Raw genomic sequence first — 24442 nt, 5'->3', positions numbered from 1 at the left:
GGCAGCAAACCCACCTTAACGCAAACACGCAAACGCGCAAACGCGCAAACGCTCAGGTCAGCACAAACGGCATCTGACGCTGACGCTTGCCCGTCAGCCGGAACAGCGCGTTGGCGATCGCCGGCGAGATCGCCGGAACGCCCGGCTCGCCGAGCCCGGTCGGGTTGTCGTTCGACGGCACGAAGAACACGTCCACCACCGGCGCATCAGTAATGCGGGGAGGCGGATAGTCGGGGAAGTTGCTGTTCTTCACCACGCCGTTCTCGATCTCGATCGCAAACCCGGGCTTGGTCATCGAAATGCCGAACACGCAGCCGCCCTGGACCTGGGCTTCCGCGGTCAGCGGGTTGACCACGCGGTTGGCATGCACACCCGCCGTGACGCGGTGCACCTTCGGCTGGCCCTTCTCGATCGACACGTCGACCACGTACGCCACCACCGAGCCGAACGATTCATGCACGGCCACGCCCCAGGCGTGTCCCTTGGGCAACTTCTTCTTGCCGTAGCCCGACTTGTCCACGGCAAGCTGGAGCGCCGCGCGATGGCGTGCGTGCGCCTTCTCGTCGAGCCGCGCCATGCGCCATGCCACGGGGTCCTGCTTGGCGGCAGTGGCCATTTCGTCAGCCAGCGTTTCCTTGACGAACGCCGTGTGCGTGTTGCCCACGGAGCGCCACCAGAGTACGGGCACGTCGGTCTTCGGGTGATGCACGTTCAGCTGCAGCGGCAGGCCGTAGTCGTTCTCGATGATGCCCTCGACCATGGTCGCATCGACGCCGTTCTTGACCATCATCGGCTCGAACGGCGTGCCGGTGATGATCGACTGGCCGACGATCGTATGCTGCCAGCCCACCACCTTGCCTTGCGCGTCCACGCCGACGCGTGCGCGGTGCACGTGCAGCGGACGGTAGTAGCCACCCTTGATGTCGTCCTCACGGCTCCACATCACCTTGAGCGGTTCGGTGTGGCCAGCGGCGATCCAGCTACGCATCACGTTGGCCGACTCCACCAGATAGTCGGAAGTCGGTACGGCACGGCGTCCGAAGCCGCCACCTGCCATCATCGTATTGAGCGTGACCTTGTCCGGCGTGAGCCCCAGCGTGCGCGCGATCGCGGCCTGGTCGATGGTCTGGAACTGCGAGCCCACCCACACCTTGACGGCCGTGGCCTTGTTCGCGGCGATCTCGGCCTGCATCGTGCAGTTCAACGGTTCCATCGGCGCATGGGCCAGGTACGGCACACGGTACTCGGCCTCGATCACCTTCGCGGCACCGGACAGCGCCGTGTCGATGTTGCCGCCTTCCAGCGCCCTGGCCACGGTGCCCGGCTGCGCGGCCAGCTTGCTGTACTCGTCGAACAGCGCCGCCGAACTGACCTTCGAGCCTGCGTCTTCCCAGACGATTTCCAGTGCCTCGCGCGCAGTCTTGGCCGGCCAGTAGCCGTCGGCCACCACCGCCACGCCAGTGCCACCACGATCGACGGGCACCAGGAAGACATCGGCCACGCCCTTGATCTTGCGCGCCTTGTCCGCATTGAACGACTTGACCTTGCCACCGAAGCGCGGCGGATGGGCCACCACGGCCACCTTCATATCCTTGAGCTTCACGTCCAGGCCGAACACGCCATCGCCATGCAGCTTGGAAGCGGCATCCAGGCGCGGCGTCGGCTTGCCGACGATGCGGAACTGCGCCGGGTCCTTGAGCTTGACCTGCGCCGGCACCGGCTGCGCCATGGCGGCCTGCGCCAGTTCGCCATACGTGGCGCGGTTGGCGCCCGAAGTCACCACGCCGAGCGACGTGGCGCAGCTTGCCGGGTCCACCTTCCACTGCTGGGCCGCCGCGGCGATCAGCATCGCGCGCGCCCGCGCGCCCAGCTCGCGGTACTGTTCGAACGAATGATTGACCGCCGTGGAGCCGCCGGTCATCTGGATGCCGAACATCGGGTCCTTGTAAGGATCGCCTGCCGGCGCCAGCATGGCGCGCACGTTCTTCCAGTCGACGTCGAGTTCCTCGGCCAGCGCCATCGGCAGCGCGGTATGCACGCCCTGGCCAAATTCGAGCCGGTTCACGGCGACCGTCACCGTGTTGTCCGGCGCGATCTGCAGAAAGGCCTGCGGCGAGGAAGCCGGCTTGGCCGCACCCTGCGCATGGGCCGATTCCACGACGCTACCGATGCCGAGCGCCAGCCCGCCACCGGCCATGCCGGTCAGTTTGAGGAAGCCACGGCGCGTCAGCGGCGCCACGGCATCGCCAGTTTTCACTGCTTCGCCGCTGCCGCCGGCCAGTGCTTCAATCCCACGAATTCGCATGTTGGCTCCTCAGGCGATGGCGTGCGCTGCGTCCTTGATGGCCGCGCGAATCCGTTGATAGGTGCCACAGCGGCAGACGTTGCCGGCCATGGCCTGGTCGATGTCGGCGTCAGTCGGCCGTGGCTTGCTGCGCAGCAGACCCACCGCGCTCATGACCTGGCCGTTCTGGCAGTAGCCGCATTGCGCGACGTCGTGCTTGAGCCAGGCGGCCAGCACGGCGCGGCCGACTTTGTCGTCGCCCATCGCCTCGATCGTCGTGATCTTGCTGCCGGCGGTGCCGGAAATAGGCATCACGCAGCTACGCGTGGCCGTGCCGTTGATATGGACCGTGCAGGCGCCGCACGAGGCCATGCCGCAGCCGAACTTGGTGCCGGTCATGCCGAGGTTATCGCGCAGGGCCCACAGCAGCGGCGTGGACGGATCGGCGTCCACCTCCACGGTCTTGCCGTTGATGGTGAGGGAAGTCATCGGGGGAAACTCCTTGGGTGCATTGCCCAGTCGGTTGTTCGATCTACCGCCGGGCCTGGCGACGCGGGGGCTGGCCAGGCCGGCAGACCCGAGGAGCATAGTGCAAACGGAAAAAACTTGCGCAGCGCCGCTCACATCGGGCAGCGCGCACCGAAAGCGGGATTATTTCCCGGCGAGGAACAGATACAGCGCATTGAGATCGGTATCGTTCATCTTCGCGAACGCGCCGAACGGCATCACGCGGCTCACCTCGCTGCCATCGGGCCGTTTGCCGCTGCGCATCATGGCGACGAACTGTTCTGCCTGCGGATACGTCTTCATCGCGCCGGACGGGCGCAGGTCGGCGGCGGCCGGCCAGTCGGGCGGCGCCCCGGGAATGTTGCCGCCACGCAGCGTGGCGCCGTGGCATCCCTTGCAGGAATTGGCGACGTAGGCGCCGTACTGCGCATTCAAGGCAGCCGCGATCGGTGGCGACGGCGGCAGGCTGTGGTCGATCTTCTCGGCCGCATCCTTGACCACCCCTGCGCCGTACAGGCCCTGGATGAACCACGGCAGATGGATCTCGGCCGGCTGGCCGCCCCCGGCAGGAAGGCTGCGGACGTAGGCAACGAGCGCCCCGAAGTCGTTATCGGAAAGCCGGTTGTAGTCCTCGCTCGGCATGATCAGCAGCGGACGCCCGGAAGGCGCCACGCCATGACGGATCGCCAGATCCCAGTCACGTGGCTGATACTTCTCGATGTCGGGGTTGCCTCGCGTGATGTCGGGGGCACGCACGCGCAGGCCATTGGCTTCGTCAAACACCTGTTTGCCCGCGCCGTTGGCACCGTGGCAATCCATGCATCCGCGCGATTCGTAGAGATACTTGCCGTGGTCGACCGCCCCGGTATCCGTCGGGAAGGCCACCGGCTGCACGGACACGTCGATCTTGCGCACGAGCTTGCGCCCGCCCCACCAGTACGTGCTGCCCACCGCGATCACCACGAACACGATAAATGCGACCGCCGCTGAACTGGCAATCCGGTAGAAACGTTTGACGTCCATCGGTCCCCCCCCTCTGAAGCCGCCGGGCTGATTGGAGCGGCTGCGTGCCGGATGTTCCGTGCGGGATGGTACAGACGAACCGAGATGGTGGCGAGTGGGGGGAAGTTGCTCCCCTCTTCCAATGATGGAAAAGATGGGAAAGGGGAGCGCTTCAGCGGGAAGGTCTGCTCACCCCGCCCGCTTACCCGGCCCGCTTACCCCGCCCGCTCACCCGGCCAGCCCGGCCGGCGCCCGGTCGATGAAGCCGGTCATGCCATTTAGCCGCCCATCGGCCGAAACCGTCGCGAAGTCGGTGCCGACCACCAGCGCGGCTTCGCCGGCTGGGCCCAGCTCCCAGGTGAAGCGCATGTGCTCGCCATGCGCATCCACGGGCGTGACGCGGCGGAACTGGAAGCCGGGGAAACGGGCTTGCACACCGGCGATCATCGCGTCGATGCCCGCGTGGCCCTCGCCACGCATCAGCGGGTCGACGTAGACCGCCGACTCGGTCCAGGCGCGGCCAATCAGGTCGCGGCGACGGGCTGCGTCGGTTTCGTTCCAGGCGGCGAGATAGCGGTCGGCCAGATCGGTCAGGGCGACGTTGGCGATGTTGGCGGCGATTTCGGTCATGTTGCGCTCCTTGATGTCTGCGGGTTGTGATGCGGTATGTCTGCATGATCGTCGCCCGCCCGAAGCGGCGCGATTACGCATGAGGTAATCGCCGCAATTCGCGCCCATACCAAACTTCTGCCGCGAACGCCACCCCTAACAAAGCCTCGGCAATCCCTCTTTATTGCCGCTTGGATTCCACCCGGCGGGAATAAAGTGCGCCATACGCTGGGCAGGGTCCGACCATCGCACCCACACCGGCAACGCCCGGCGCCTGCGCCCCCGGATAGCGAGAAAGATGACGCCTGAGACGGTCGCGACCCGTTCCACCCTCCCGATACCTGTGCCGGCTGCCCGCTGGGGCCTGCTGCTGGCCGCCGTGGGCTACTTCGCGCTGGCGACAGCGGGGATCTGGCTGGGCCGGCAGCCCGGCACCGGCGCCATGCTGTGGATGGGCAACGCCTTCGGGCTGGGCCTTCTGCTGCACCGCCCCCGACAGGAGGCGCCGGCACTGCTCGCGTCGATGCTGGCAGCAGACGTCGTCGCCAACCTGCTGGCCCACCACACTGCTGGCGTGGCGCTGCTGCTGGCCGGGGCGAACCTGCTCGAGATTGGCGGGATGGCCATGCTGCTGCGGCTGATGTCCAGCAGTGGCACCCTGGCACGCACCGGACCGCTGGCCACCTTCGCGCTCAAGCTCGGCGTGGCGGCCACGCTCGGGCCGGCCATCAGCGGCGTGCCCGGCGCCGCCGTGCTGGCCACCGCATACGGCACCCAGTTTCCGCGCGTGTGGTGGGCGTGGTGGAACGCCGGCGCCATCGGCATGGTGATGCTGCTGCCACTCATGGTGTCGATCTCGCGCGAGCGCGTGCAGGCCGCGCTGCGCCGCCCGATGCTGCTGCGCCTGATTGCACTGTTCGTGCTGTGCATGGCGATCGGCACGGGCGCGATCCTGGCCGGCCACGAGCCGTTCGTCGTGATGTCCCTGCCGTTGGTCATCGTGGCACTGGCCAGCAATCCGTTCGCCACGGCGCTGCTGACGCTGGTCTCGGCGCTGGCTCTGGAGAGCATCGCGCATCTGGGTGGCATGCAGTTCCTGGTCTCGCGTACCACGCCGCTTTCAGGCGCGCTGATCCTGGTCTTCCCGATCTGCATCGCGTTCATGACCGAGCAGAACCGCAATGGCCGGGCCGAGCTGCGCAGTAGCGAACGCCGCTTCCGGCAGGCGCTCGAACATTCGGCCATCGGCATGGCATTGGTCGGCCTCGATGGCAAGTGGCAACTGGTCAATCGGGCGATGGTGGATCTGCTCGGCTACAGCGCCGAGGAACTGCGCGACCTGCCGTTCCAGGTCATGACCCACCCCGAGGATCTCGCCGCCGACCTGAGCCAGCTCGACCGGCTGCTGGCGGGCGAGATCGACGCATACCGGCTCGAGAAACGTTACCGGCATAAGCAGGGCCACTACCTGTGGGCGCTGCTGGCGGTCTCCCTGGTGCGCGACGAGCACTCGGGCGAGCCCCGGCATTTCATCGCCCAGATCGAGGACATTCACACGCGCAAGCTGGCCCAGGAACAGCTCGAGGCACAGACCCGCCGCACACAGCTCGCCGTCGAGGCCGGTGGCGTAGGCATCTGGGAATGGGACTTCAACACGGCGGCCATCACGTGGGACGCACGCATGTATGCGCTGCACGGCACGGATATGGAACTCGGGCCGCCTTCGCTGGCCGAGTGGATCGCGAAGATCCATCCCGAGGATGTCAGCCGCGTCAGTTCGGAGATGCGCCAGGCCATCCGCGGCGCGCGCCGGTTCGATACCGAATACCGCATCGTTCGCCCTGCCGGCGAGACCCGGCATGTGCGCGCCATGGCCATGATCTCGCGCCACGAGGACGGCACCGCCCACTCGCTGGTCGGCACGAACTGGGACATCACTGAGCAACGCACGCTGACACGCGCGCTGTTCGAGGAAAAGGAACGGCTGCAGATCACGCTGCGCTCGATCGGCGACGCCGTGATCTGCACGGACCGCGTGATGCGCGTCACGTTCATGAACCCGATCGCCGAACAGCTTACGGGCTGGAGTCTGGATGCCGCGATGGGCCAGCCGCTCGATCAGGTGTTCCGCATCGTCGACGAGATCACCGGACTCACGATCCCGAGCCCGGTCGAGCAATGTCTGGAAACGCTGCGCCCAGCCTACCTGCAGGAAGGCGCGGTGCTGCAGAGCCTGACCGGCGAGCGGCACGACGTGCAGGACTCCGCCGCGCCGGTGCTGACCAACGATGGCGGCGTGCTTGGCGCGGTGCTCGTGTTCCAGGACATCACCTCGTCACGGGCGATGCAGCGCGAACTGGCCCACTCGGCCACCCACGACGCCCTGACCGGGCTGCCCAACCGGGCCTGGTTCGAAAAGCGCCTGCGCGAGGCGTGCGAGCAGGCGCGCTTGCATGGACACCGCACCGCGCTCTGCTTCATCGATCTGGACCGCTTCAAGATCGTCAACGACACAGCCGGCCACGGGGCCGGCGACGTGCTGCTGCGCGAGCTTGGCTACGTGATCCGCCACCATGTGCGCCCCGACGACCTGCTGGCGCGCCTGGGGGGCGACGAGTTCGCGTTGCTGCTCAAGGATTGCAGCATCGACCACGCCGAGCAGGTCTGCCAGAAGGTCATCAACGCGATCCGCGAGCGCCGCTTTCCGTGGGAAGGGCGCGTCTATGACGTGGGCGCCAGCATCGGCATTGCCGCGATCGACGCCGACGCGCCACCGGTCAGCGAACTGATGAGCCGTGCCGACGTGGCCTGCTACGCCGCCAAGGCAGCCGGCCGCAACCGCGTGTCGGTCTACCGCCGCGACGAAAGCGATGCCAGACGCCACCATCGCGAACTCGAGGTGGCGGCGGGCATTCACTCGGCGCTGGAGGCTAACCGCTTCCGCCTGTACGTGCAGGAAATCCAACCGCTGCAGCCCGAGATCGAGCACGCGCGCCACGTGGAGGTGCTGGTACGGATGGTCGACGAACAGGGCACCCTGATCATGCCCGGCGCGTTCATCCCCGCGGCAGAACGCTACGACCTGATGGGCCATGTCGACCGCTGGGTGATCCGCAACGTGCTCCACCAGTTCGGCGAACGGCTGGCGCGGGTGCCGGATCTGGTGGTGTCGATCAACCTGTCCGCCAACTCGCTCGGGGAACCCTTCCTGCTGCCATTCCTGCACAGCACGCTGGAAGATTCGATGCTGCCCGCAGCGCGCCTGGTGCTGGAGATCACCGAAACCGCGCTGATCCACAACATGACCGCCGCCAGCCGCCTGCTGAAGGAGATGCGCCACGCGGGCTGCACCGTGGCGCTGGACGACTTCGGCTCGGGGCTGTCGTCGTTCGCGTACCTGAAGCAGTTCCCGGTGGACTACCTGAAGATCGACGGCAGCTTCATCCGCAACCTGGCCGACAACGTGGTGGATCGCGAGATCGTCAGCTCGATCAACGACATCGGCCACCGGCTCGGCGTGCGCACGGTGGCCGAATGGGTCGAGGACGAAACCACGCTGCGCGTGCTGCGCGCGATTGGCGTCGACTACGCACAGGGCTACGCTATCGGTCGCCCCATGCCGATAGAGATTTTCCTGGAGATCTGCGAGAACGCGGACGCCTGACGAGCCTGCGTCTCGCCCGGGTGCCCTCCACGGCACTCTCGGCACCTCCCCTCCCCTTACGCCGTTCGGAAATCCGAACGGCGTTTTTGCTTCCGCATCCGGATTTCCGAACGGCGCGTACGCATCACTCAGAAAATCCCTTTGTATTCATCCACTTACATCTGTATCCAGATGCAACCGGGCTGGCACGGCTCGTGCGATTTAGGCGCCGCCGTAGGGCACACAAGCGCGGCCGCGCCATCCCCAAGAGGAAACACGCGGGGGCCGCCACAGTACAAAGGAGGATGTACCCACGATGACAAAACGACTGCCAACCCTGATCTTCGTCGCGATGCTGCTAGGCGTGCTCGTCGGCGCTGCCGTGCACAACATGTCGCCGGACGCCGCAACCGCGAAGTCGATCGCCGATCACCTGTCGATCCTGACCGACGTGTTCCTGCGGATGATCAAGATGATCATCGGCCCGCTGGTGTTCGCCACACTGGTTTCCGGCATTGCCAGCATGGGCGACGGCAAGACCGTCGGCCGCATCGGCCTGAAGGCGATGGCCTGGTTCATGGCCGCGTCGATCACGTCGCTGCTGCTGGGCCTGCTGATGGCCAACCTGCTGGCCCCGGGCCACGGCATGAACCTGCCGCTGCCGGCCGCCGACGCCGCGTCGAACCTGAAGACCGGCGCGCTGAACCTGCGCGACTTCATCGCCCACATGTTCCCGAAGAGCTTCGTGGAAGCGATGGCCACCAACGAAGTGCTGCAGATCGTGGTGTTCTCGCTGTTCTTCGGCTTCGCGCTGGGTACCCTCAAGGACGGCGTGGGCAAGCCCGTGCTGGCCGGTATCGATGGCCTGGGCCACATCATGCTCAAGGTCACCAACTACGTGATGGCCTTCGCGCCGCTGGGCGTGTTCGGCGCCGTCTCCGCCGTGATCTCGGCACAGGGCCTGGGCGTGCTGGTGGTCTACGCCAAGCTGCTGGGCAGCGTGTACGCAGCGCTGGCGCTGCTGTGGCTGGCACTGATCGCGGGTGGCTACTTCTTCCTGGGTCGTGACGTCTTCCGCCTGATGCGCACGCTGCGCGCGCCGCTGATGATCGGCTTCGCCACGGCCAGCAGCGAATCGGCCTACCCGAAGGTGATCGACCAGCTGACGCGCTTCGGCGTCAAGCCGCGCATCACGAACTTCGTGCTGCCGCTGGGCTACTCGTTCAACCTTGACGGCTCGATCATGTACACCTCCTTTGCCGCCCTGTTCGTGGCGCAGGTGTATGGGATCCAGCTTTCGCTGACCCAGCAGATCACCATGCTGCTGGTGCTGCTGGTCACCAGCAAGGGCATCGCCGGCGTGCCGCGCGCCTCGCTGGTGGTGGTAGCCGCCGTTCTGCCGATGTTCGGCCTGCCCGAAGCCGGCATCCTGCTCGTCCTCGGTATCGACCATATCCTCGATATGGGCCGGACCGTGACCAATGTGCTTGGCAATGCCATTGCCACGACCGTCGTCGCCAAAAGCGAAGGCGCGATCGGCGCGCCGGAACTCTCCGAGGAGGCAGACACCTCCGAGGACAGCAATGCCGGCCTGACACCCGCTCAGGTCCTGGCGAGCAAGTAGGTTATTGCTCCCAGGCGTGCCAGGGCCCGGTTGCCGATCAGGTAACCGGGCCTTTTTGCTTTTTGGCGGCTGTAACGCCGGGTGTGGTAAAACGTCGCCTTGCCGATGGCTCGCATCACCCGAATGCGTGAAAGCATTCGATAAATGCCTCATACAGCACTCATTGGCGCCCGTATCACCGATTCCGCATGATTGCCCCCCTTGAATCCATCCCCGTTCCCGGCCAGTCCGAGGGCGGCGGTATGCCCTCGCCATGGCGTCGCGTCGCGCCGTTCGTCGCCCTGCTCGCGCTGGCCGCCCTGGTCACGCTGGCCGGGTGGCTCGGCTATCGCTATACGTACGACACCGCGCTGGCCCGCCAGGCCGAGCGCGGCCAGGTGCAGCTGCGGCTCTACGCCCAGGCGCTGGAAAGCGAACTGGCGCGCTACGACTACGTGCCGAGCCTGCTGTCGCTGGACGCGCGGATCGACGGGCTGCTGCGCGAGCCGGGCGATCCCGCACGCGTGGCGCAGGCCAATGCCTATCTGGCATCGCTGAACATCCGCGCCGGCACGCGCGTGGTCTATGTGCTCGACGCCCACGGCAAGGTGCTGGCAACGAGCAACTACCAGCGCCCCGACAGCTACCTGGGCGAAGACCTGAGCTTCCGCCCCTATTTCCGCACGGCCATCGACGGCCAGCTCGGGCGCTTCTACGGCGTGGGCACCACGCGCAGCGAATCCGGCTACTACCTGTCCGCGCCGCTCGGCGACCGTGACCGGCCTCAGGGCGTGGCCGTGGTCAAGATCGGCCTCGAACCGCTGGAGAACCGCTGGCAGGGCAACGACAGCCAGATGCTGCTGGCCGACGAGAATGGCGTGGTGATCCTGGCCTCCGACCCGTCATGGAAGCTGGCCGCCCTGCGGCCGCTCTCCGCCGACCAACGCGCGAAGCTGGACCGCAGCCTGCAGTACAACCGCGCGCCGTTGCCGCAACTGGAACTGTCCAAAGTCCGCGCGCTCGGCAGCGGCCCGGCCGAGGGCGGCGACGCGCTGATGCGTCTGCGCCAGGGCCCGCCAATGCTGGCCCAGCATCTGGCGCTGGCGGGCACGGACTGGAATCTCACCCTGCTCACCAACACCTCCCAGGCACGCGTGGCCGCGCTCAACAGTGCCGCGCTGGCCGGCGTGCTGGCGGCCTTCGTGCTGCTGCTTGCCGCTGCATGGAACGTGCGGCGGCGCATCATCAGCGAGCGACTGGCCGCGCGCGCCGCGCTGGAAGCGGCCAACAGCGAACTCGAGCGCAAGGTGGCCGAGCGCACCGCCGATCTGTCCGCCAGCAACCAGCAGCTTCACGCCGAAGTGGCCGAACGGATCCGCACCGAGACGGTGTTGCGACAGGCCCAGGACGGCCTGATGCAGGCGGGCAAGCTCGCCGCTGTAGGCCAGATGTCGGCCGGCATCGCGCACGAACTGAACCAGCCTTTGACCGCGCTGCGCACACTGTCCGGCAACACGGGCAAGTTCCTGGAGCGCGGCGACTACGAGACAGTGCAGCACAACCTGGACAAGATCGTCGGACTGGTGGAGCGGATGGGTCGCATCACGGGCGCGCTCAAGTCGTTCGCCCGCAATCCGTCGGCAAGCCAGCGCAGCGTGGCGCATCTGGGCGACGCGGTCGAAAACGCGCTGTTCCTGCTGGAAACGCGTGTGACGGCCGTGGCGCCGCGCATCGAGCGCCAGATCGACCCGCACCTGGCCGTGGCCTGCGATCCGAACCGCCTCGAACAGGTGCTGGTCAACCTGATCGGCAATGCGCTCGACGCGCTGCGCGATCGCCCCGATCCCCTGCTGTCGTTGCACGCCTACGAGACCGGCGAAAACGGTGGCATGGTGCATCTGACGGTGCGGGACAACGGCCCGGGCCTCTCCGAAGCCGCGTTCGCGAAGCTGTTCGAACCGTTCTTCACCACCAAACCCGCGGGCGAAGGGCTCGGCCTTGGACTCACCCTGTCCGCCGGCATCCTCAACGAGAACGGCGGCAACCTGAGCGCGATCAATCACCCCGATGGCGGCGCCTGCTTCACGCTGGCACTGCCGCAGGCGCGCGAGACACTTCGCCATGTCCGCTAACCCGATCGAAGCGCCCCTGAACGCCGAGGCAACGAGCCCCGTGCTGACCGTGCTCATTGTCGAGGACGACGCCGACGTGCGGCTCGGCTGCGAACAGGCGCTGCGCCTCGAAGGCATTGCCACACGCGCGGTAGGCAGCGCCGAAGCCGCGCTGCGTGAGGTCGATACCGGCTACGCGGGCATTGTCGTCAGCGATATCAACCTACCGGGATCGGACGGCATGGCGCTGCTGCGCGAACTCGCGTCGCGCGATGCCGCGCTGCCCGTCATCATGATCACCGGCCATGGCGATATCACGCTGGCCGTGCAGGCCATGAAACAGGGCGCCTACGATTTCATCGAGAAGCCGTTCTCGCCCGAACGGCTCGTGGCCACTTGCCGGCGCGCGCTGGAGAAGCGTCGCCTGGCACTCGAGGTGGCAGACCTGCGAGCCCGGCTGGCGGGGCAGGAATCGCTCTCCGCGCGCCTGATCGGTCATTCGCCCGCCATCGAGCGCCTGCGCCAGATGATCACCGGCCTCGGCAACACGACCGCGAGCGTGCTGATTCATGGTGAGACCGGCACCGGCAAGGAACTGGTGGCACGCTGCCTGCACGAAGCCAGCGCGCGGCGGGCGCGGCATTTCGTGCCGATCAATTGCGGCGGGCTGCCCGAGCAACTGTTCGAATCCGAGATCTTCGGCCATGAGGCCGGCGCGTTCACGGGTGCGGCCAAACGCCGCATCGGCAAGATCGAACACGCTGAAGGCGGCACGCTGTTTCTCGACGAAATCGAGAGCATGCCGATGCAGATGCAGATCAAGCTGCTGCGCGTGTTGCAGGAGCGTGTGGTGGAGCGGCTGGGCTCGAATCAAGCGGTGCAGGTCAACACGCGCGTGGTGGCGGCCACCAAGGCCGATCTGCGCGCGGCGGCCGAATTGGGCCAGTTCCGCGCCGATCTCTATTACCGTCTCAATGTCGTCACGCTTGAGCTTCCGCCGTTGCGAGAGCGCCGGGAAGACATCCCGCTGCTGTTCGAGCACTTCGTCGCGCAGGCCGCGCTGCGATTCGAACGCGAGGCGATACCGCCCACGCCAGCCGAGATGGCCGGATTGATGGCCTACCCGTGGCCCGGCAACGTGCGCGAGTTGCGCAACCTGGCCGAGCGCCACGTGCTGGGGCTGGGATGCCGGCCAGGAGAAGGCGGACACGATATGGCGCCACCCGCGGCCTTGCCGCTGGCGCAGGCGGTAGAACAGTTCGAACGTGCACTGATAGCAGACGCGCTGCGCCGCCATGATGGAAATCTGACACGCGCCGGCGAGTCGCTCGGCATTGCCAAGACCACTCTTTTCGACAAGGTCCGCAAGTACGGACTTTCGTCATGAGAATGTGGCAACTTACAAAATGCCGTTTTGATGGGAACTGGCGACCACGCGGGGAGTCTCTGCAATCGTCATGTGAAGAACGTCTGATACATATCGCAACATGATCTTTGCACTCACCTGTCCACGCGATCCGCGCAGCGTACGTTAAACGACAAAAGTGTGACGTCAGTCATGACTCTGGCTGTGACGAGTGCGTATCAAGGGGCCATACTAGTGACGTTTTCGCAGAGATGCGATTTGATGGTGTAGACAGGTACCAGGCAGCACAAGACTGCAGGCACCGAAAACGTGCACGGCATCCTGTAGCCGTTGTCATGTCACGTAGCAAATGCAAAAGCAACAAAGACCAGCCGGGGAGCGGGTCGCACGCATCAGGGTCAGTAAAAATTCGACAGCCCGGTATTTAACCGGCGTGGCGTGTCCGAAGGCGCCACGGCGTGCGCGTTGCGCGCCGAGCTGCTGATCGATACTACGGGTGATTGGATGAAACTGGATCCAGAACTGGCTGAAAAGCCATACTACAGCACGCGCACCGCAGCAAAACTCCTGAACGTCTCGTTGGGCACCGTCCAGAAGATGGTCGAACGGGGTGAGCTTGGCGCCTGGAAAACCAACGGCGGCCACCGCCGTATCCACAAGGAAACGGTGCACCGCTTGCTCGCCAGCCGGTCCGTGCCAGACGCGGCGATGGAGCACGACCTCGATCTGCTGGTCTTCCATCCGAACCATGTGGAAGCGCAACGCATCAGCGCGCAGCTTGGCAAATGGTCGTTGCCGCTCAAAAGCCAGGTGCTCGAGGACGTGGTGGACACGGTGATCACATCGGTCGATTCACGTCCGCGCGTGGTGCTTTACTACGTTGAAGAACTCAATGACGCGCAATCGGCGACGATCGAGAAGCTGCAGAATTTCTTCTCGCGCCAGCACGTGGTCTTCGCGGTAATCACGAACCGCCAGGCCTACGACGGCGTGGCTGACGCGCTCCAGCAATGGGGCATCATGGTGTTCCTCAAGACACCGTCGCTGGAAGAGATCAAGGGATTTCTGCGCGCCCAACTGATGATGGGGCGCGTGGGCGCCTGACCCGCCTGATTCCCGATACGACAACGGCCCGGACACAAGTCCGGGCCGTTGTGCCATTGGGCGCGCCAATTGTCACGGCATGCGCCTGGCGTTGGCGATGCCTCACGCCAGGGCGACGGCCTTCCCGGGAACATCGCTCATCGCACCGGGTATGGCGATATCCGGCTTCATCATCCATCCGTAGAGATCGCGCGGATCTGGCGGCAAGGCCACAAGCTCGATGAACTGGCCCGCGTGATGCGCGATGGCCGCCGCATGGAGCCAGCGAAGCGCCGAGTAGTCTTCCAGCGCGAAACCGACAGAATCGAAGATCGTCACGTCATCCGCACTGGCACGCCCCGGCACCGCGCCCGACAACACTTGCCACAGCTCACTGACCGGTGCCTCCGGCCACTGCTGGATCTCTCCTTCGATGCGCGACTGCGGCGCGTACTCCACCATGATCCGCGCGCGATGCAGGATGTCGACGTGCAGCTCGGTTTTGCCCGGGCAATCCCCCCCCACGGCGTTGAGATGCATCCCCGGCCGGATCATGTCCGGTGTCAGGATCGTTGCGCGGGTCTTGTCCGCCGTTACCGTGGTGACGATATCGGCACCGTCGAGCGCCTCTCGCACCGAACGTGTCGGCACGATGCTCAGCCCCGGCACAGCCGCGAGGTTGCGCATCAGCCGTGCGGTGGCATGCGAGTCGATGTCGAAGGCGCGTACCGTCTCGATACCGAGGCCTGCATGGAAGGCCAGCGACTGGAATTCGGCCTGGGCGCCGTTGCCGATCAACGCCATGGTCCGCACGCCGGGCCGCGCCATGGCGCGCGCGGCGAGCACCGATGTCGCCGCGGTGCGCAAGGCCGTGGCCAGCGTGAGATCGGCCAGCAGCAACGGGAATCCGGTCTCCACTTCGGCCAGCATGCCGCACGCCATCACCGTTGGCAGCGCGTGTCGCGCGTTGCGCGGATGTCCGTTGACGTACTTGAACGCGAACTGGACGCCATCGCTGACAGGCATCAGCTCTATCACGCCCACCGATGAATGGCTGGCCAGCCGTGCCGACTTCTCGAACGCATCCCAGCGCAGGAAATCCTGCCGCACACAGTCCGCCATCTGCATGATGGCCACCGGGACACCGATGCGCCGCACCAGCGCCGCAACGTCACCGGCATCCAGGAATCGCGTCATCCCGGTTTCTTTCAGTGCGTGCTTCATGCTCGACTCCTTTCATGCCGCGACCGCACGCCGCACGGACGTGCTGACGCGGTCCAGACGCAACGTCATGCAATACGCACCACCGCCCGACATCATGTACGGCGACAGATCCACCTCGAGCACCCGATAGCCGCGACTGCCCAGCTCGGTACGCAGATGCGGCGTGGTGCGCGTCATCACGACGGTGTCGCCGCGATTGACCGCGTTCACGCTGAAATGCCGCAGGTCGTCCTCGGTGGCCTCGATGCGCTGCGCGGCCGGAACGCGCGCGCGAATCTCGCGCAGCGCGGCAGGACTGAATGCGGGTGGGTAGTACAGGACTTCGCCACCGGCCAGGGGGCAGAAGCAGACGTCGAGGTGATAGCTCTGTTCGGTGGCAAGCTCCAGGGCCACGACTTCCTGACCGAAGTGACGCGCCATCGCATCGGCGGCTTCACGGGAGGAACGCGGTCCGAAGCCGGCCCAGAAGTGGCCACGCGACGCATCCCAGATGCAGTCGCCCGCGCCTTCCTGATAGCAACCCTCGGGCAGCGTCTCGACGCTGTCGATCAGGCCGCGCGCGCGCAGGTCTTCGAATATCGCGGCGAACGGCGCCTCCTCGCCACGCCGCTGCGGATAGCGAAAGCGCGCCAGCACTGCCTTGCCATCGAGCACGACCGCCGCGTTGGCCGGGAACACCATGTCGGGTTGACCCGGCGCGCCTTCCATGACTTCAACCTGAAATCCGGCCGTGCCGAGCGCTTCCCGCAGGGCGTCGAACGACGCCATCGCGTGCCGATGCATGCCACGCGGGTCGCGTGCCCACGCCCCGGGGTCCATCCAGGGATTGATGCTGTAGGAAACGTCGTAGAAGGTGGGGGCTACCAGGAGGATGGTCGGGCAGTCTGTCACGGTGGGGGCTCCTTGATTTCACTCTCGTGTTCGGTGAGTGAATTCTGGTGCCCTCGCACGTCAAAAAACAGCTAACAAACTGACCAGATTGCTATCCTTCGTAGCCGATATGCGAAGCAACTGTGCACAAAATGCCAGCGGAACAGCCGACCCCTGCTACACGGTGCGGCCAAGCGCCTTTATCGCCATCCCGCGCAACCGCTCACGCTGGGTTTCCTCGTGCAGCACGTGGCTGCTGGGCGCCATCAGGTCGCGCAGCGACACAATGCCGACCAGCCGCATCGTGGTCTCGTCCTCGACCACTGGCAGCCTGGCCACGCTGAGTTCGGCCATACGTCCGGCGGCGGCGCGACCGGTCTGTGCGGGCAACAGCACGGCCGGGCCGGCGTTCGGATTTGCGGCATCGGCAAGCAGATCGCCACAGGTCAGTCCGGCATCGTCGCCGGCATGTGCCGCGACAATTGCCGCGCGCTGGAGCATACCGATCACCCTGCCGTCCCGGAGCACCGGATAGGCGCGATGCGCAGCATGATCACCGAAGTATCGCGTAAGCGCCTCGGTGACCGGCAGGCTGGCGTCGATCGACACCACGTCCCGCGTCATTAGTTCGCCCACATGCGCGCGCTCCAGCGGATCGACGCCGTACTCGCGATAGATATGCAGCCCACGGCGCGCGATCTTCTCGGTCATGATCGAGCGCTTCATCGTCAGCACCGAGAAGCCGTAGGCCACGGCCGTCGTCAGCAGCAGCGGCAACAGCGCCTCGCTATCGTGCGTCAGGCCGAAGGCGAACACGATGGCCGTCAGCGGCGCGCCGAGCACGCTGCCAAGCACACCGGCCATGCAGACCAGCGCCCACAGGCCCGGCGATCCGCCCGGCAGCATCGGCGCCAGCACCACGCCAAGCCCCGCGCCAAGCATCAGCAACGGGGCCAGTACCCCGCCCGAGGTGCCCGAGCCGAGCGCGGCGATCCAGATCACCGCCTTGACGGCCAGCAGCGCCACCGCCGCTTCCACGAGCAGGCGGTTGTTGAGCAGGTCGCCGATCACGTCGTAGCCCACGCCGAGCGCGCGCGGCTCGAAATAGCCGCCGATCCCGACCACCAGGCCACCGATGGCCGGCCACCACATCCAGTGCAGGCGCAGATGGTCGAATGCATCCTCGGTGCGATACAGCGCGAGCGTGAGCCCAGCGCCAAGCACACCGCACAGCAGCCCCGCCAGCACGCATGACCCGAGCGCCAGCGTGCTGGCCGGCGCGGTCTGCAGCGGAAACAGCGGCCCCGCTTCGAACACGAACGGCCGCAGGAACCCGGCCACGGCGCAGGCCAGCGCCACGGGCAGCAGGCTGCGCGGGCGCAGTTCGAACAGCAGCAGTTCGATGGCCAGCAGGACGGCTGCCACGGGCGTGCCGAAGATCGCCGTCATGCCTGCGCAGGCACCGGATACGAGCAGCGTCTTGCGCTCGGCCGCCGTCAGGTGCAGGTACTGCGCCAGCAGCGAGGCGATCGAGCCGCCGGTCATGATGATCGGCCCTTCCGCCCCGAACGGGCCGCCGCTGCCGATCACGATGCCCGACGACAACGGCTTGAGCACCGCTACCTTCGGCGACATCTTGCTCTTGCCGAACAGCACCGCCTCGATCGCCTCTGGAATGCCGTGGCCGCGGATCTTGTCGCTGCCATAGCGCGCCATCAGGCCGACGATCAACCCGCCGATCGCAGGCACCACGATCACCCAGGGGCCCAGCGTGTGTCCAGCCGGCGAGCGATCGGCAAACGACAGCGTCTGGAAGAAGAACAGGTTGGTGAAGAAGTGGATCAGATTGACCAGCACATAGGCGGCGCCGGTGCTGATGGCACCGATGCCTAGCGCGATGGCAGCCAGCATGGGCAGGCGGCCATTGACGGCGTAGTCGCGTTTTTCGACGGTGTGAACTTCCGTATGCATGAGCGGGGGCGGCTTCTTTTCCGGCAGGATTACCGGCCGGCGGAATATATCACGCCATGATATATTGGCGGGCCTCGCTCCTGTAGCGTGGTACGCTGCGACGCGCCCCGCGCACAGCAAAAACGCCCCCGTTGCGCCCCCAACGCCCCAACCGCCCCCGCTTTCGATGCCAGCAGCATTCGACTTATCCACTTCCGTTGCCGGAACACGTGCGTGGTTACGCACTTTCGTCCCCATGCCCATCGCGGCGAGCCGCCGCGAGCGCATCAAGAGCTGCATCGGCGCGCTGATCGGCCTGTTCCTCACGGAATGGATCTGCCGCCACTTCCTGCAGGGCTTCAACCCGTGGTTCGTGGCGCCGATGGGCGCGTCGGCAGTGCTGCTGTTCGCCGTGCCGGCCAGTCCGCTGGCACAGCCGTGGTCGATCATCGGCGGCAACCTCGTGGCCGCCACGGTCGGCGTGGCCTGCGCGCGCTGGATTCCGGAGCCGGGGCTGGCCGCCGGCGTGGCCGTCGCGGTGGCCATCGCACTGATGTTCCAGCTTCGCTGCGTGCACCCGCCCAGCGGCGCAGTGGCGATCACCGCCGTGTTTGGCGGACCTGCCGTGCAGGCGCTCGGTTTCGGCTTCGTGGTGGCGCCGGTCGCGATCAACTCGGCGCTGCTGCTCCTGACGGCGCTGGCGTTCAATAACCTCATGCAGCGGCGCTATCCGCACCGGCCGCCCGAGCCGCCCTCGCAGCACCTGACCAAGGATGTGCCGCCCAGCCGGCGCGTGGGCTTCACACGCGCGGACCTGGATGCAGTGCTGGCTGCACGCGGTGAATTCCTGGACATCGAGGAAGACGATCTCGAGGCGATCCTGGTGGCCGCCGAACTGCGTGCCTACTCGCGCCGCTTCGGCGACGTGCGCTGCAGCGACATCATGTCGCGCGACGTCGTGGCCGTGCGCCCCGGCCAGCGCGCGGCCGATGCCGCCGCGCTGCTGGCGCGCCACCACATCAAGGCGCTACCTGTGGTGGACGGCAATCGCCGCCTGCTCGGTATCGTGACGCAGAGCGATTTCTTCCGCGCGCATCGTTCGAACTCGCGCCGTGCCAACGGCACCGTGCGCGATCTGATGACGCGCGTGGTGGTGACCGCGCATGTCGACCAGCCGATGGTGGAACTGGCGCACGCGTTCTCCGATGGCGGGCTGCACCATGTGCCCGTGGTCGATGGAGACCGGCACGTCGTGGGCATGGTGACCCAGTCGGATCTGGTAGCCGCCCTGCTGCGCCGGGACACCACCGCAAACTGAGTGATCGAGGGGAAACCCGGACGGCTCATCGAATTCCGCTATGCTATCGGCGTTCTTATAAAGTGGACGCCCCTGGCCCGCCAAAGATGAGTTCCGGACAACTGATTGAGAAGCTGGCTGCCGTATTCGCGCTGATCGTCCTGATCGGCGGCTCGCTGCTCGTACTCGCGCCATTCGCCACGGCCCTGCTGTGGGGCGCGATCCTCGCCTACAGCTCCTGGCACCCCTATACCGTGCTGACGCGCTGGCTCGGCAACCGCCGCGGCCTGGCCGCGCTGATTTGCGTGCTGATCGCCACCGTGATCGTGCTCGGGCCGTTCGTCTACGCTGGCGCCAGCTTCTCGGCGCACATCGACGAACTGACCGCGCTGGTCAATCGCTATACCGAACACGGTATCCCGCAACTGCCGGACTGGCTCAGCAGCCTGCCGTTCGTTGGCCCGCAGATCGAATCGGCCTGGAACAAGGTCATCACTGCCGACTCCGAAACCGTGGCCAGCCTGCGCAAGCTGATTGCGCCGGTGGGACACGCGCTGCTCGGCGCTGGCCTGTCGATCGGAGCCGGTCTCGGCCAGCTCGCGCTGTCGATCGTACTGGCGTTTTTCTTCTATACCGGCGGCGAATTGGCCGTGGACTGGGTACGCGGCGGCATGCGCCGTGTGTCCGGCGACCGGGCCGACCACTTGCTGTCACTGGCCGGCAGTACGGTCAAGGGCGTGGTCTACGGCGTGCTCGGCACCGCTTTTGTGCAGGCCGTGCTGGCCGGCATCGGGTTCTGGATCGCTGGCGTGCCCGGCGCGGCGATTCTCGGCTTCATCACGTTCTTCCTTTCCGTCGTGCCGATGGGCCCGCCGCTGGCCTGGATTCCCGCCGCGTTGTGGCTCTATCACACCGGCGAGACGGGCTGGGCGATCTTCATGGTGGTCTGGGGCGCCGCAGTGGTCGGCATGGCCGACAACGTCATCAAGCCGCTGCTCATCAGCAAGGGCACCGGCCTGCCGCTCATCTGGATCATGATGGGCGTGCTGGGCGGCGCGCTGGCCTTCGGCTTCCTGGGCGTCTTCATCGGGCCAACCGTGCTGGCAGTGGCGTACGCGCTGCTGCGCGACTGGACCATCGGCAACCAGGAACGCGCGAGCGTGACCGCCGTCACGGCGCCGCCGCCGTCCCAACTGACCCCGGATGCCTGAGCACCACGGCCCTGCGGCGTCGGCGTCCGCGCCGGCGCCGGACCTGCGCCACCTTGTGGCCTGCGAGTACTGCGACGCGCTCTATGAGCGTGCGTCGCTCGCGCCCGGCGAACGCGCCAACTGCCTGCGTTGCGGCAGCGAGCTCTATCGCGAAAGCACCCGCGCCTATCGCCGCCTGCTGCCGCTCGTGTTCACCGCCCTGATCCTGTTCGTGATCTCGAACACGTATCCGATCGTCGAAATGGACCTGAAGGGCGTACGCACCGAGACCACGCTCTGGGGCGCGGTGCAGGCGCTCTACTCGGACCAGATGACGCTGGTGGCCATGCTGGTGTTCGCCACGACGATCCTGTTCCCTCTCTCCGAGATGCTGATGATGTGCTACCTGCTGGTGCCGATGGCGCAGCGGAAGATGCCGCGCGGGTTCGACGCCATCGTGCGTGGCATCCGCCAGACCCGGCCCTGGGGCATGATCGAGGTCTTCATGATCGGCGTGCTGGTCACGCTGGTGAAGCTGTCGACCATGGCGGAAGTGCTGCCCGGCGTGGCGCTGTGGTCGTTCGGCGCGCTGGTGGTGGTGCTGGCCGCGATGCTGTCGTTCGATCCCCGCGACCTGTGGCATTACCTGGAAACGCCGGATGGGGATGACACCCCGCCCGGCGCGCAGGAGCCCACGCCATGAGCCAGCCATCACGCCCATCGCGCCCATCACGCACGGCCATGGCACGCGACCAGATCGCGCGGTCACGGCGCGTGGCCGCCGATGTGATGGCGGAGCTGACCGACGACGACGAACGTACCCCGCTGGCGGAGGTACCCACCGCGTCCTCGCGCGGGTTGCTGTCGTGCCATGCATGCGACCTGGTGAGCCCCATCACGCTCGAAGGCGAACCGTGCCCACGCTGCGGCGCCACGCTGCACCGCCGCAAGCCTGCCAGCCTGGCGCGCACCTGGGCCTTCCTGCTGGCCGCGTACATCCTCTACATCCCGGCCAACCTGCTACCGGTGATGGTCACCGAGTCGATCCTGGGCGTGCAGCGCGACACCATCCTGTCCGGTGTGCTCTATCTGTGGCTATCCGGATCGCACATGCTGGCTGGCGTGGTGCTGATCGCGAGTATCGTCGTGCCGCTGCTGAAGATGATGATCCTGACGCTGCTGCTGATCTCGGTGCACATGAAATCGACATGGCGCATCCGCCAGCAGACCAAGCTGTACGGGCTGGTCGAAGTCATCGGCCGCTGGTCGATGCTTGATATCTTCGTGGTGGCGCTGCTGGCCTCGCTGGTGCGCGCGGGCGCGCTGGCCACGATCATCCCCGGCGCTGGCGCGCTGGCATTTGCCTCGGTGGTCGTGATGACCATGCTGGCATCGCTAAGCTTCGACCCGCGCCTGCTTTGGGACTCGCTCGAGACCCCGAACCCCTCTTCCATCGAATTGCCGGAATCCGACAATGCCCGATCACGATAGTCCCTCCCCGCCGCCGACCTCCGGTGGCGTGCCCCAGCCCGCGCGCAAGCGTCGCGCCCGCTGGCTGCCATCGCTGGTGTGGCTGATCCCGATTGTCGCCGCCGTGGTCGGCGTCTCGCTGCTGATCAACACGCTCGCCTCACGCGGGCCGGAGATCAACGTCACCTTCCGCTCCGCCGATGGGCTGACACCGGGCAAGACCGCCGTGCGCTACAAGGACGTCGACATCGGTCTGGTCAAGTCGGTGCGGCTCGCGTCCGATCGCTCGCACGTGATCGCATCGATCGAGCTGACAAAGGACGCCGAGAGCTTCGCCGTCAAGGACACGCGTTTCTGGGTGGTGCGCCCGCGCTTTGCGATCAGTGGCGTATCCGGCCTGGAAACGCTGCTCTCGGGCGCCTACATCGGCGTGGATGCCGGCAAGTCACGGGAAAGCACGCGCAACTTCATCGGTCTCGAAGTGCCACCCGTGGTCACCGCCGACGCGTCCGGTCGCCAGTTCGTGCTGCGCGCCCAGGACTTGGGCTCGCTCGATATCGGCTCGCCGGTCTACTATCGCCGCGTGCAGGTAGGCCAGGTGGTGGCGTACCAGCTCGACCCGAACGGGCGTGACATCTCGCTGCGCGTGTTCGTCAACAAGCCGTACGACAAGCTCGTCAATGGCGACACCCGCTTCTGGCACGCCAGCGGCGTCGACCTCAAGCTCGATGCGAACGGCCTGAAGCTCTCCACGCAATCGCTGGTCACGGTGCTACTGGGCGGCGTGGCCTTCCAGGCACCGGACAACTCCACCGCAACGCAGCCGGCGTCCGAGAATACGCAATTCCTGCTGGCATCGGACCAGTCGGAGGCGATGAAGGAGCCTGAAGAACTGGCGCCAGCGCTGGCGGTGCTGAACTTCGACCAGTCGGTGCGCGGCCTGTCGCCGGGCGCGCCGGTCGACTTCCGCGGTGTGATCGTGGGCCAGGTGCGCTCGATCGGCATCGAATACCAGCGCGACAAGAAGGCATTCCGTATGCCCGTGGTGGTGGAGTTCTATCCGTCGCGCATGGGATTCCGGGAGCGCGATGTGTCCGACGAGGCCAAGAAGCGCAGCATCGTGCAAGGCCTGGTCAAGCGCGGCATGCGCGCGCAACTGCGCACTGGCAACTTGCTGACCGGTCAGCTCTACGTGGCGCTCGACTTCTTCCCGAAGGCGCCACCGCCGAAGGACCTCGACCTCAACGCGACAATGCCGGAACTGCCGACCACGCCGGGCGCCTTCGATGAGTTGCAGGCCAAGCTTGGCGATATCGTCAACAAGATCGACAAGGTGCCGTTCGATCAGATCGGCCAGGATCTGCGTACCAGCGTGGTGTCGATGAACAAGATGCTCGATAACGCCGACAAGCTCGTGACGCAACTGCACGGCGATGTGGCGCCCCAGGTACTCGCCGCGCTGCAGGATGCCCGACGTACGCTGAACGCCGCCAATGGCACGCTGGCTTCGGACGCGCCGCTGCAGCAGGATACGCGCCGCATGATGCAGGAACTGACGCGCACGGCCGTGTCCCTGCGTGCGCTGACCGACTATCTCGAGCGCCATCCCGAGGCGCTGTTGCGTGGGAAGACGGAGAAGGAATGATGAAACGCTCGCTGATGCTTCTGGCGCTGGCCGCCGCGCTGCTCAACGGCTGCGCGTCGCCGGAGCCCCGCTACTACACACTCGCATCCACAGCCGCTCCGGCCGCCACGTCCCCGACACCCGGCACGCAGCCCATCTGGATCGAGGTGTCGCCGGTCAGGGTACCGGAGCGCCTGAACCGCACCCAGCTCGTGGTGGCCGACGGCAACGCTGGCGGCGTGAAGATGCTGGACCTGTCGCGCTGGTCCGCGCCGTTGCCGGACGAGTTGCGCGATGCGCTGTCACAGCAGCTTCAGGCGAAACTCGGTGCCGTGGATACCTATCAGCAGGGACTGTCCGAAGTGGAGCCGGTCTATCGCGTGACCACGGAAGTGGTGCGGCTGGATGCGGACCCTGGCCAGCGCGCCAGCGCTTCGATCGCCTGGACCGTACGCCGCCTGCCCGACGGCAAGGTCCTGGGCGGCCGCACGGAAGCCGAGTTGCCCGCGCCCGGTCAGGTGGATGGCGTGGTGAACGCCTATCGCCAGATCGTCGCGACAACCGCCGCCGACATCGCCGCCGGCGTGCAATCGCTGCGCCGCTAAGGCG

18 protein-coding genes are annotated in these 24442 nt (G+C 66.4%); 11 read left to right on the top strand and 7 right to left on the bottom strand.

Annotated features, from left to right (window positions below; all coding sequences use genetic code 11):
- Window positions 1-52: 52 nt before the first annotated feature.
- From B2246_RS28580 to B2246_RS28565, 4 genes are all read right to left on the bottom strand, one after another.
- Complete coding sequence (locus tag B2246_RS28580; RefSeq protein WP_008643559.1) at window positions 53-2305, bottom strand: xanthine dehydrogenase family protein molybdopterin-binding subunit; 2253 nt, start codon at window positions 2303-2305, stop codon at window positions 53-55.
- Window positions 2306-2314: 9 nt separating this feature from the next.
- Window positions 2315-2773: a (2Fe-2S)-binding protein gene (locus B2246_RS28575; RefSeq protein ID WP_008643561.1), complete on the bottom strand. Its 459-nt coding sequence runs from the start codon at window positions 2771-2773 to the stop codon at window positions 2315-2317.
- Between the two features lie 162 nt (window positions 2774-2935).
- Window positions 2936-3814, bottom strand: coding sequence for a c-type cytochrome (locus B2246_RS28570; RefSeq protein WP_008643562.1), 879 nt, complete (start codon window positions 3812-3814; stop codon window positions 2936-2938).
- A gap of 207 nt (window positions 3815-4021) precedes the next feature.
- Window positions 4022-4423, bottom strand: a complete 402-nt coding sequence (locus B2246_RS28565; RefSeq protein ID WP_035881446.1) for a nuclear transport factor 2 family protein — start codon at window positions 4421-4423, stop codon at window positions 4022-4024.
- Between the two features lie 277 nt (window positions 4424-4700).
- On the opposite strand from B2246_RS28565, the gene B2246_RS28560 reads away from it, so the two are divergent.
- From B2246_RS28560 to B2246_RS28540, 5 genes are all read left to right on the top strand, one after another.
- Window positions 4701-8066, top strand: coding sequence for a diguanylate cyclase (locus B2246_RS28560; RefSeq protein ID WP_286879651.1), 3366 nt, complete (start codon window positions 4701-4703; stop codon window positions 8064-8066).
- A 295-nt stretch (window positions 8067-8361) separates the two neighbouring features.
- Window positions 8362-9669, top strand: a complete 1308-nt coding sequence (locus B2246_RS28555; RefSeq protein ID WP_008643565.1) for a dicarboxylate/amino acid:cation symporter — start codon at window positions 8362-8364, stop codon at window positions 9667-9669.
- Between the two features lie 242 nt (window positions 9670-9911).
- Complete coding sequence (locus tag B2246_RS28550) at window positions 9912-11780, top strand: sensor histidine kinase (protein ID WP_035881509.1); 1869 nt, start codon at window positions 9912-9914, stop codon at window positions 11778-11780.
- Window positions 11770-13146: a sigma-54-dependent transcriptional regulator gene (locus tag B2246_RS28545; protein ID WP_008643567.1), complete on the top strand. Its 1377-nt coding sequence runs from the start codon at window positions 11770-11772 to the stop codon at window positions 13144-13146. The genes B2246_RS28550 and B2246_RS28545 overlap by 11 nt, the downstream gene beginning before the upstream one ends.
- A gap of 483 nt (window positions 13147-13629) precedes the next feature.
- Window positions 13630-14229: a helix-turn-helix domain-containing protein gene (locus tag B2246_RS28540; protein ID WP_035881507.1), complete on the top strand. Its 600-nt coding sequence runs from the start codon at window positions 13630-13632 to the stop codon at window positions 14227-14229.
- 102 nt (window positions 14230-14331) lie between these two features.
- Here the strand turns inward: B2246_RS28540 and B2246_RS28535 are convergent, their stop codons facing one another.
- The 3 genes from B2246_RS28535 to B2246_RS28525 form a co-directional block, all read right to left on the bottom strand.
- Complete coding sequence (locus B2246_RS28535) at window positions 14332-15405, bottom strand: ornithine cyclodeaminase (RefSeq protein WP_234706938.1); 1074 nt, start codon at window positions 15403-15405, stop codon at window positions 14332-14334.
- Window positions 15406-15444: 39 nt separating this feature from the next.
- Window positions 15445-16323 carry a dimethylarginine dimethylaminohydrolase family protein gene (locus tag B2246_RS28530; protein WP_008643573.1) on the bottom strand — a complete coding sequence of 293 codons (879 nt, stop codon included), beginning with the start codon at window positions 16321-16323 and terminating at the stop codon, window positions 15445-15447.
- A 156-nt stretch (window positions 16324-16479) separates the two neighbouring features.
- The gene (locus B2246_RS28525) at window positions 16480-18273 is read right to left on the bottom strand and encodes a chloride channel protein (RefSeq protein WP_286879650.1); all 1794 of its coding nucleotides are present in this window, start codon (window positions 18271-18273) and stop codon (window positions 16480-16482) included.
- A 166-nt stretch (window positions 18274-18439) separates the two neighbouring features.
- On the opposite strand from B2246_RS28525, the gene B2246_RS28520 reads away from it, so the two are divergent.
- The 6 genes from B2246_RS28520 to B2246_RS28495 all read left to right on the top strand — a co-directional run bounded on the left by B2246_RS28520 (window position 18440) and on the right by B2246_RS28495 (window position 24438).
- Window positions 18440-19570: an HPP family protein gene (locus B2246_RS28520; protein ID WP_035881444.1), complete on the top strand. Its 1131-nt coding sequence runs from the start codon at window positions 18440-18442 to the stop codon at window positions 19568-19570.
- Window positions 19571-19656: 86 nt separating this feature from the next.
- Entirely contained in the window at window positions 19657-20760 is a 1104-nt protein-coding gene (locus B2246_RS28515) for an AI-2E family transporter (RefSeq protein WP_008643578.1), read from the top strand.
- Window positions 20753-21442 (top strand): paraquat-inducible protein A, encoded by a 690-nt coding sequence (locus tag B2246_RS28510; RefSeq protein WP_286879648.1) that lies wholly within the window; start codon window positions 20753-20755, stop codon window positions 21440-21442. Before B2246_RS28515 ends, B2246_RS28510 begins: the two co-directional genes overlap by 8 nt.
- Entirely contained in the window at window positions 21439-22230 is a 792-nt protein-coding gene (locus B2246_RS28505; protein ID WP_008640879.1) for a paraquat-inducible protein A, read from the top strand. Before B2246_RS28510 ends, B2246_RS28505 begins: the two co-directional genes overlap by 4 nt.
- The gene (locus tag B2246_RS28500) at window positions 22214-23854 is read left to right on the top strand and encodes an intermembrane transport protein PqiB (RefSeq protein ID WP_035881441.1); all 1641 of its coding nucleotides are present in this window, start codon (window positions 22214-22216) and stop codon (window positions 23852-23854) included. Before B2246_RS28505 ends, B2246_RS28500 begins: the two co-directional genes overlap by 17 nt.
- Window positions 23851-24438: a PqiC family protein gene (locus B2246_RS28495; protein WP_286879647.1), complete on the top strand. Its 588-nt coding sequence runs from the start codon at window positions 23851-23853 to the stop codon at window positions 24436-24438. Before B2246_RS28500 ends, B2246_RS28495 begins: the two co-directional genes overlap by 4 nt.
- The last annotated feature ends 4 nt before the right edge of the window (window positions 24439-24442 follow it).

Origin of the sequence: Cupriavidus sp. UBA2010 (assembly GCF_002335265.1) — a bacterium.
Taxonomy (GTDB): Bacteria; Pseudomonadota; Gammaproteobacteria; order Burkholderiales; family Burkholderiaceae; genus Cupriavidus; species Cupriavidus metallidurans.
The sequence above is the reverse complement of the archived record's forward strand: the minus strand, read 5'-3'. Positions and strand labels throughout refer to the sequence as shown.

Bases quoted from the DNA above. Each gene is read 5' to 3' on its own strand.
- B2246_RS28580 (WP_008643559.1), bottom strand. From the start codon at position 2,305: ATGCGAATTCGTGGGATTGAAGCACTGGCCGGCGGCAGCGGCGAAGCA.
- B2246_RS28575 (WP_008643561.1), bottom strand. From the start codon at position 2,773: ATGACTTCCCTCACCATCAACGGCAAGACCGTGGAGGTGGACGCCGAT.
- B2246_RS28570 (WP_008643562.1), bottom strand. From the start codon at position 3,814: ATGGACGTCAAACGTTTCTACCGGATTGCCAGTTCAGCGGCGGTCGCA.
- B2246_RS28565 (WP_035881446.1), bottom strand. From the start codon at position 4,423: ATGACCGAAATCGCCGCCAACATCGCCAACGTCGCCCTGACCGATCTG.
- B2246_RS28560 (WP_286879651.1), top strand. From the start codon at position 4,701: ATGACGCCTGAGACGGTCGCGACCCGTTCCACCCTCCCGATACCTGTG.
- B2246_RS28555 (WP_008643565.1), top strand. From the start codon at position 8,362: ATGACAAAACGACTGCCAACCCTGATCTTCGTCGCGATGCTGCTAGGC.
- B2246_RS28550 (WP_035881509.1), top strand. From the start codon at position 9,912: ATGCCCTCGCCATGGCGTCGCGTCGCGCCGTTCGTCGCCCTGCTCGCG.
- B2246_RS28545 (WP_008643567.1), top strand. From the start codon at position 11,770: ATGTCCGCTAACCCGATCGAAGCGCCCCTGAACGCCGAGGCAACGAGC.
- B2246_RS28540 (WP_035881507.1), top strand. From the start codon at position 13,630: ATGAAACTGGATCCAGAACTGGCTGAAAAGCCATACTACAGCACGCGC.
- B2246_RS28535 (WP_234706938.1), bottom strand. From the start codon at position 15,405: ATGACGCGATTCCTGGATGCCGGTGACGTTGCGGCGCTGGTGCGGCGC.
- B2246_RS28525 (WP_286879650.1), bottom strand. From the start codon at position 18,273: ATGCATACGGAAGTTCACACCGTCGAAAAACGCGACTACGCCGTCAAT.
- B2246_RS28520 (WP_035881444.1), top strand. From the start codon at position 18,440: ATGCCAGCAGCATTCGACTTATCCACTTCCGTTGCCGGAACACGTGCG.
- B2246_RS28515 (WP_008643578.1), top strand. From the start codon at position 19,657: ATGAGTTCCGGACAACTGATTGAGAAGCTGGCTGCCGTATTCGCGCTG.
- B2246_RS28510 (WP_286879648.1), top strand. From the start codon at position 20,753: ATGCCTGAGCACCACGGCCCTGCGGCGTCGGCGTCCGCGCCGGCGCCG.
- B2246_RS28505 (WP_008640879.1), top strand. From the start codon at position 21,439: ATGAGCCAGCCATCACGCCCATCGCGCCCATCACGCACGGCCATGGCA.
- B2246_RS28500 (WP_035881441.1), top strand. From the start codon at position 22,214: ATGCCCGATCACGATAGTCCCTCCCCGCCGCCGACCTCCGGTGGCGTG.
- B2246_RS28495 (WP_286879647.1), top strand. From the start codon at position 23,851: ATGATGAAACGCTCGCTGATGCTTCTGGCGCTGGCCGCCGCGCTGCTC.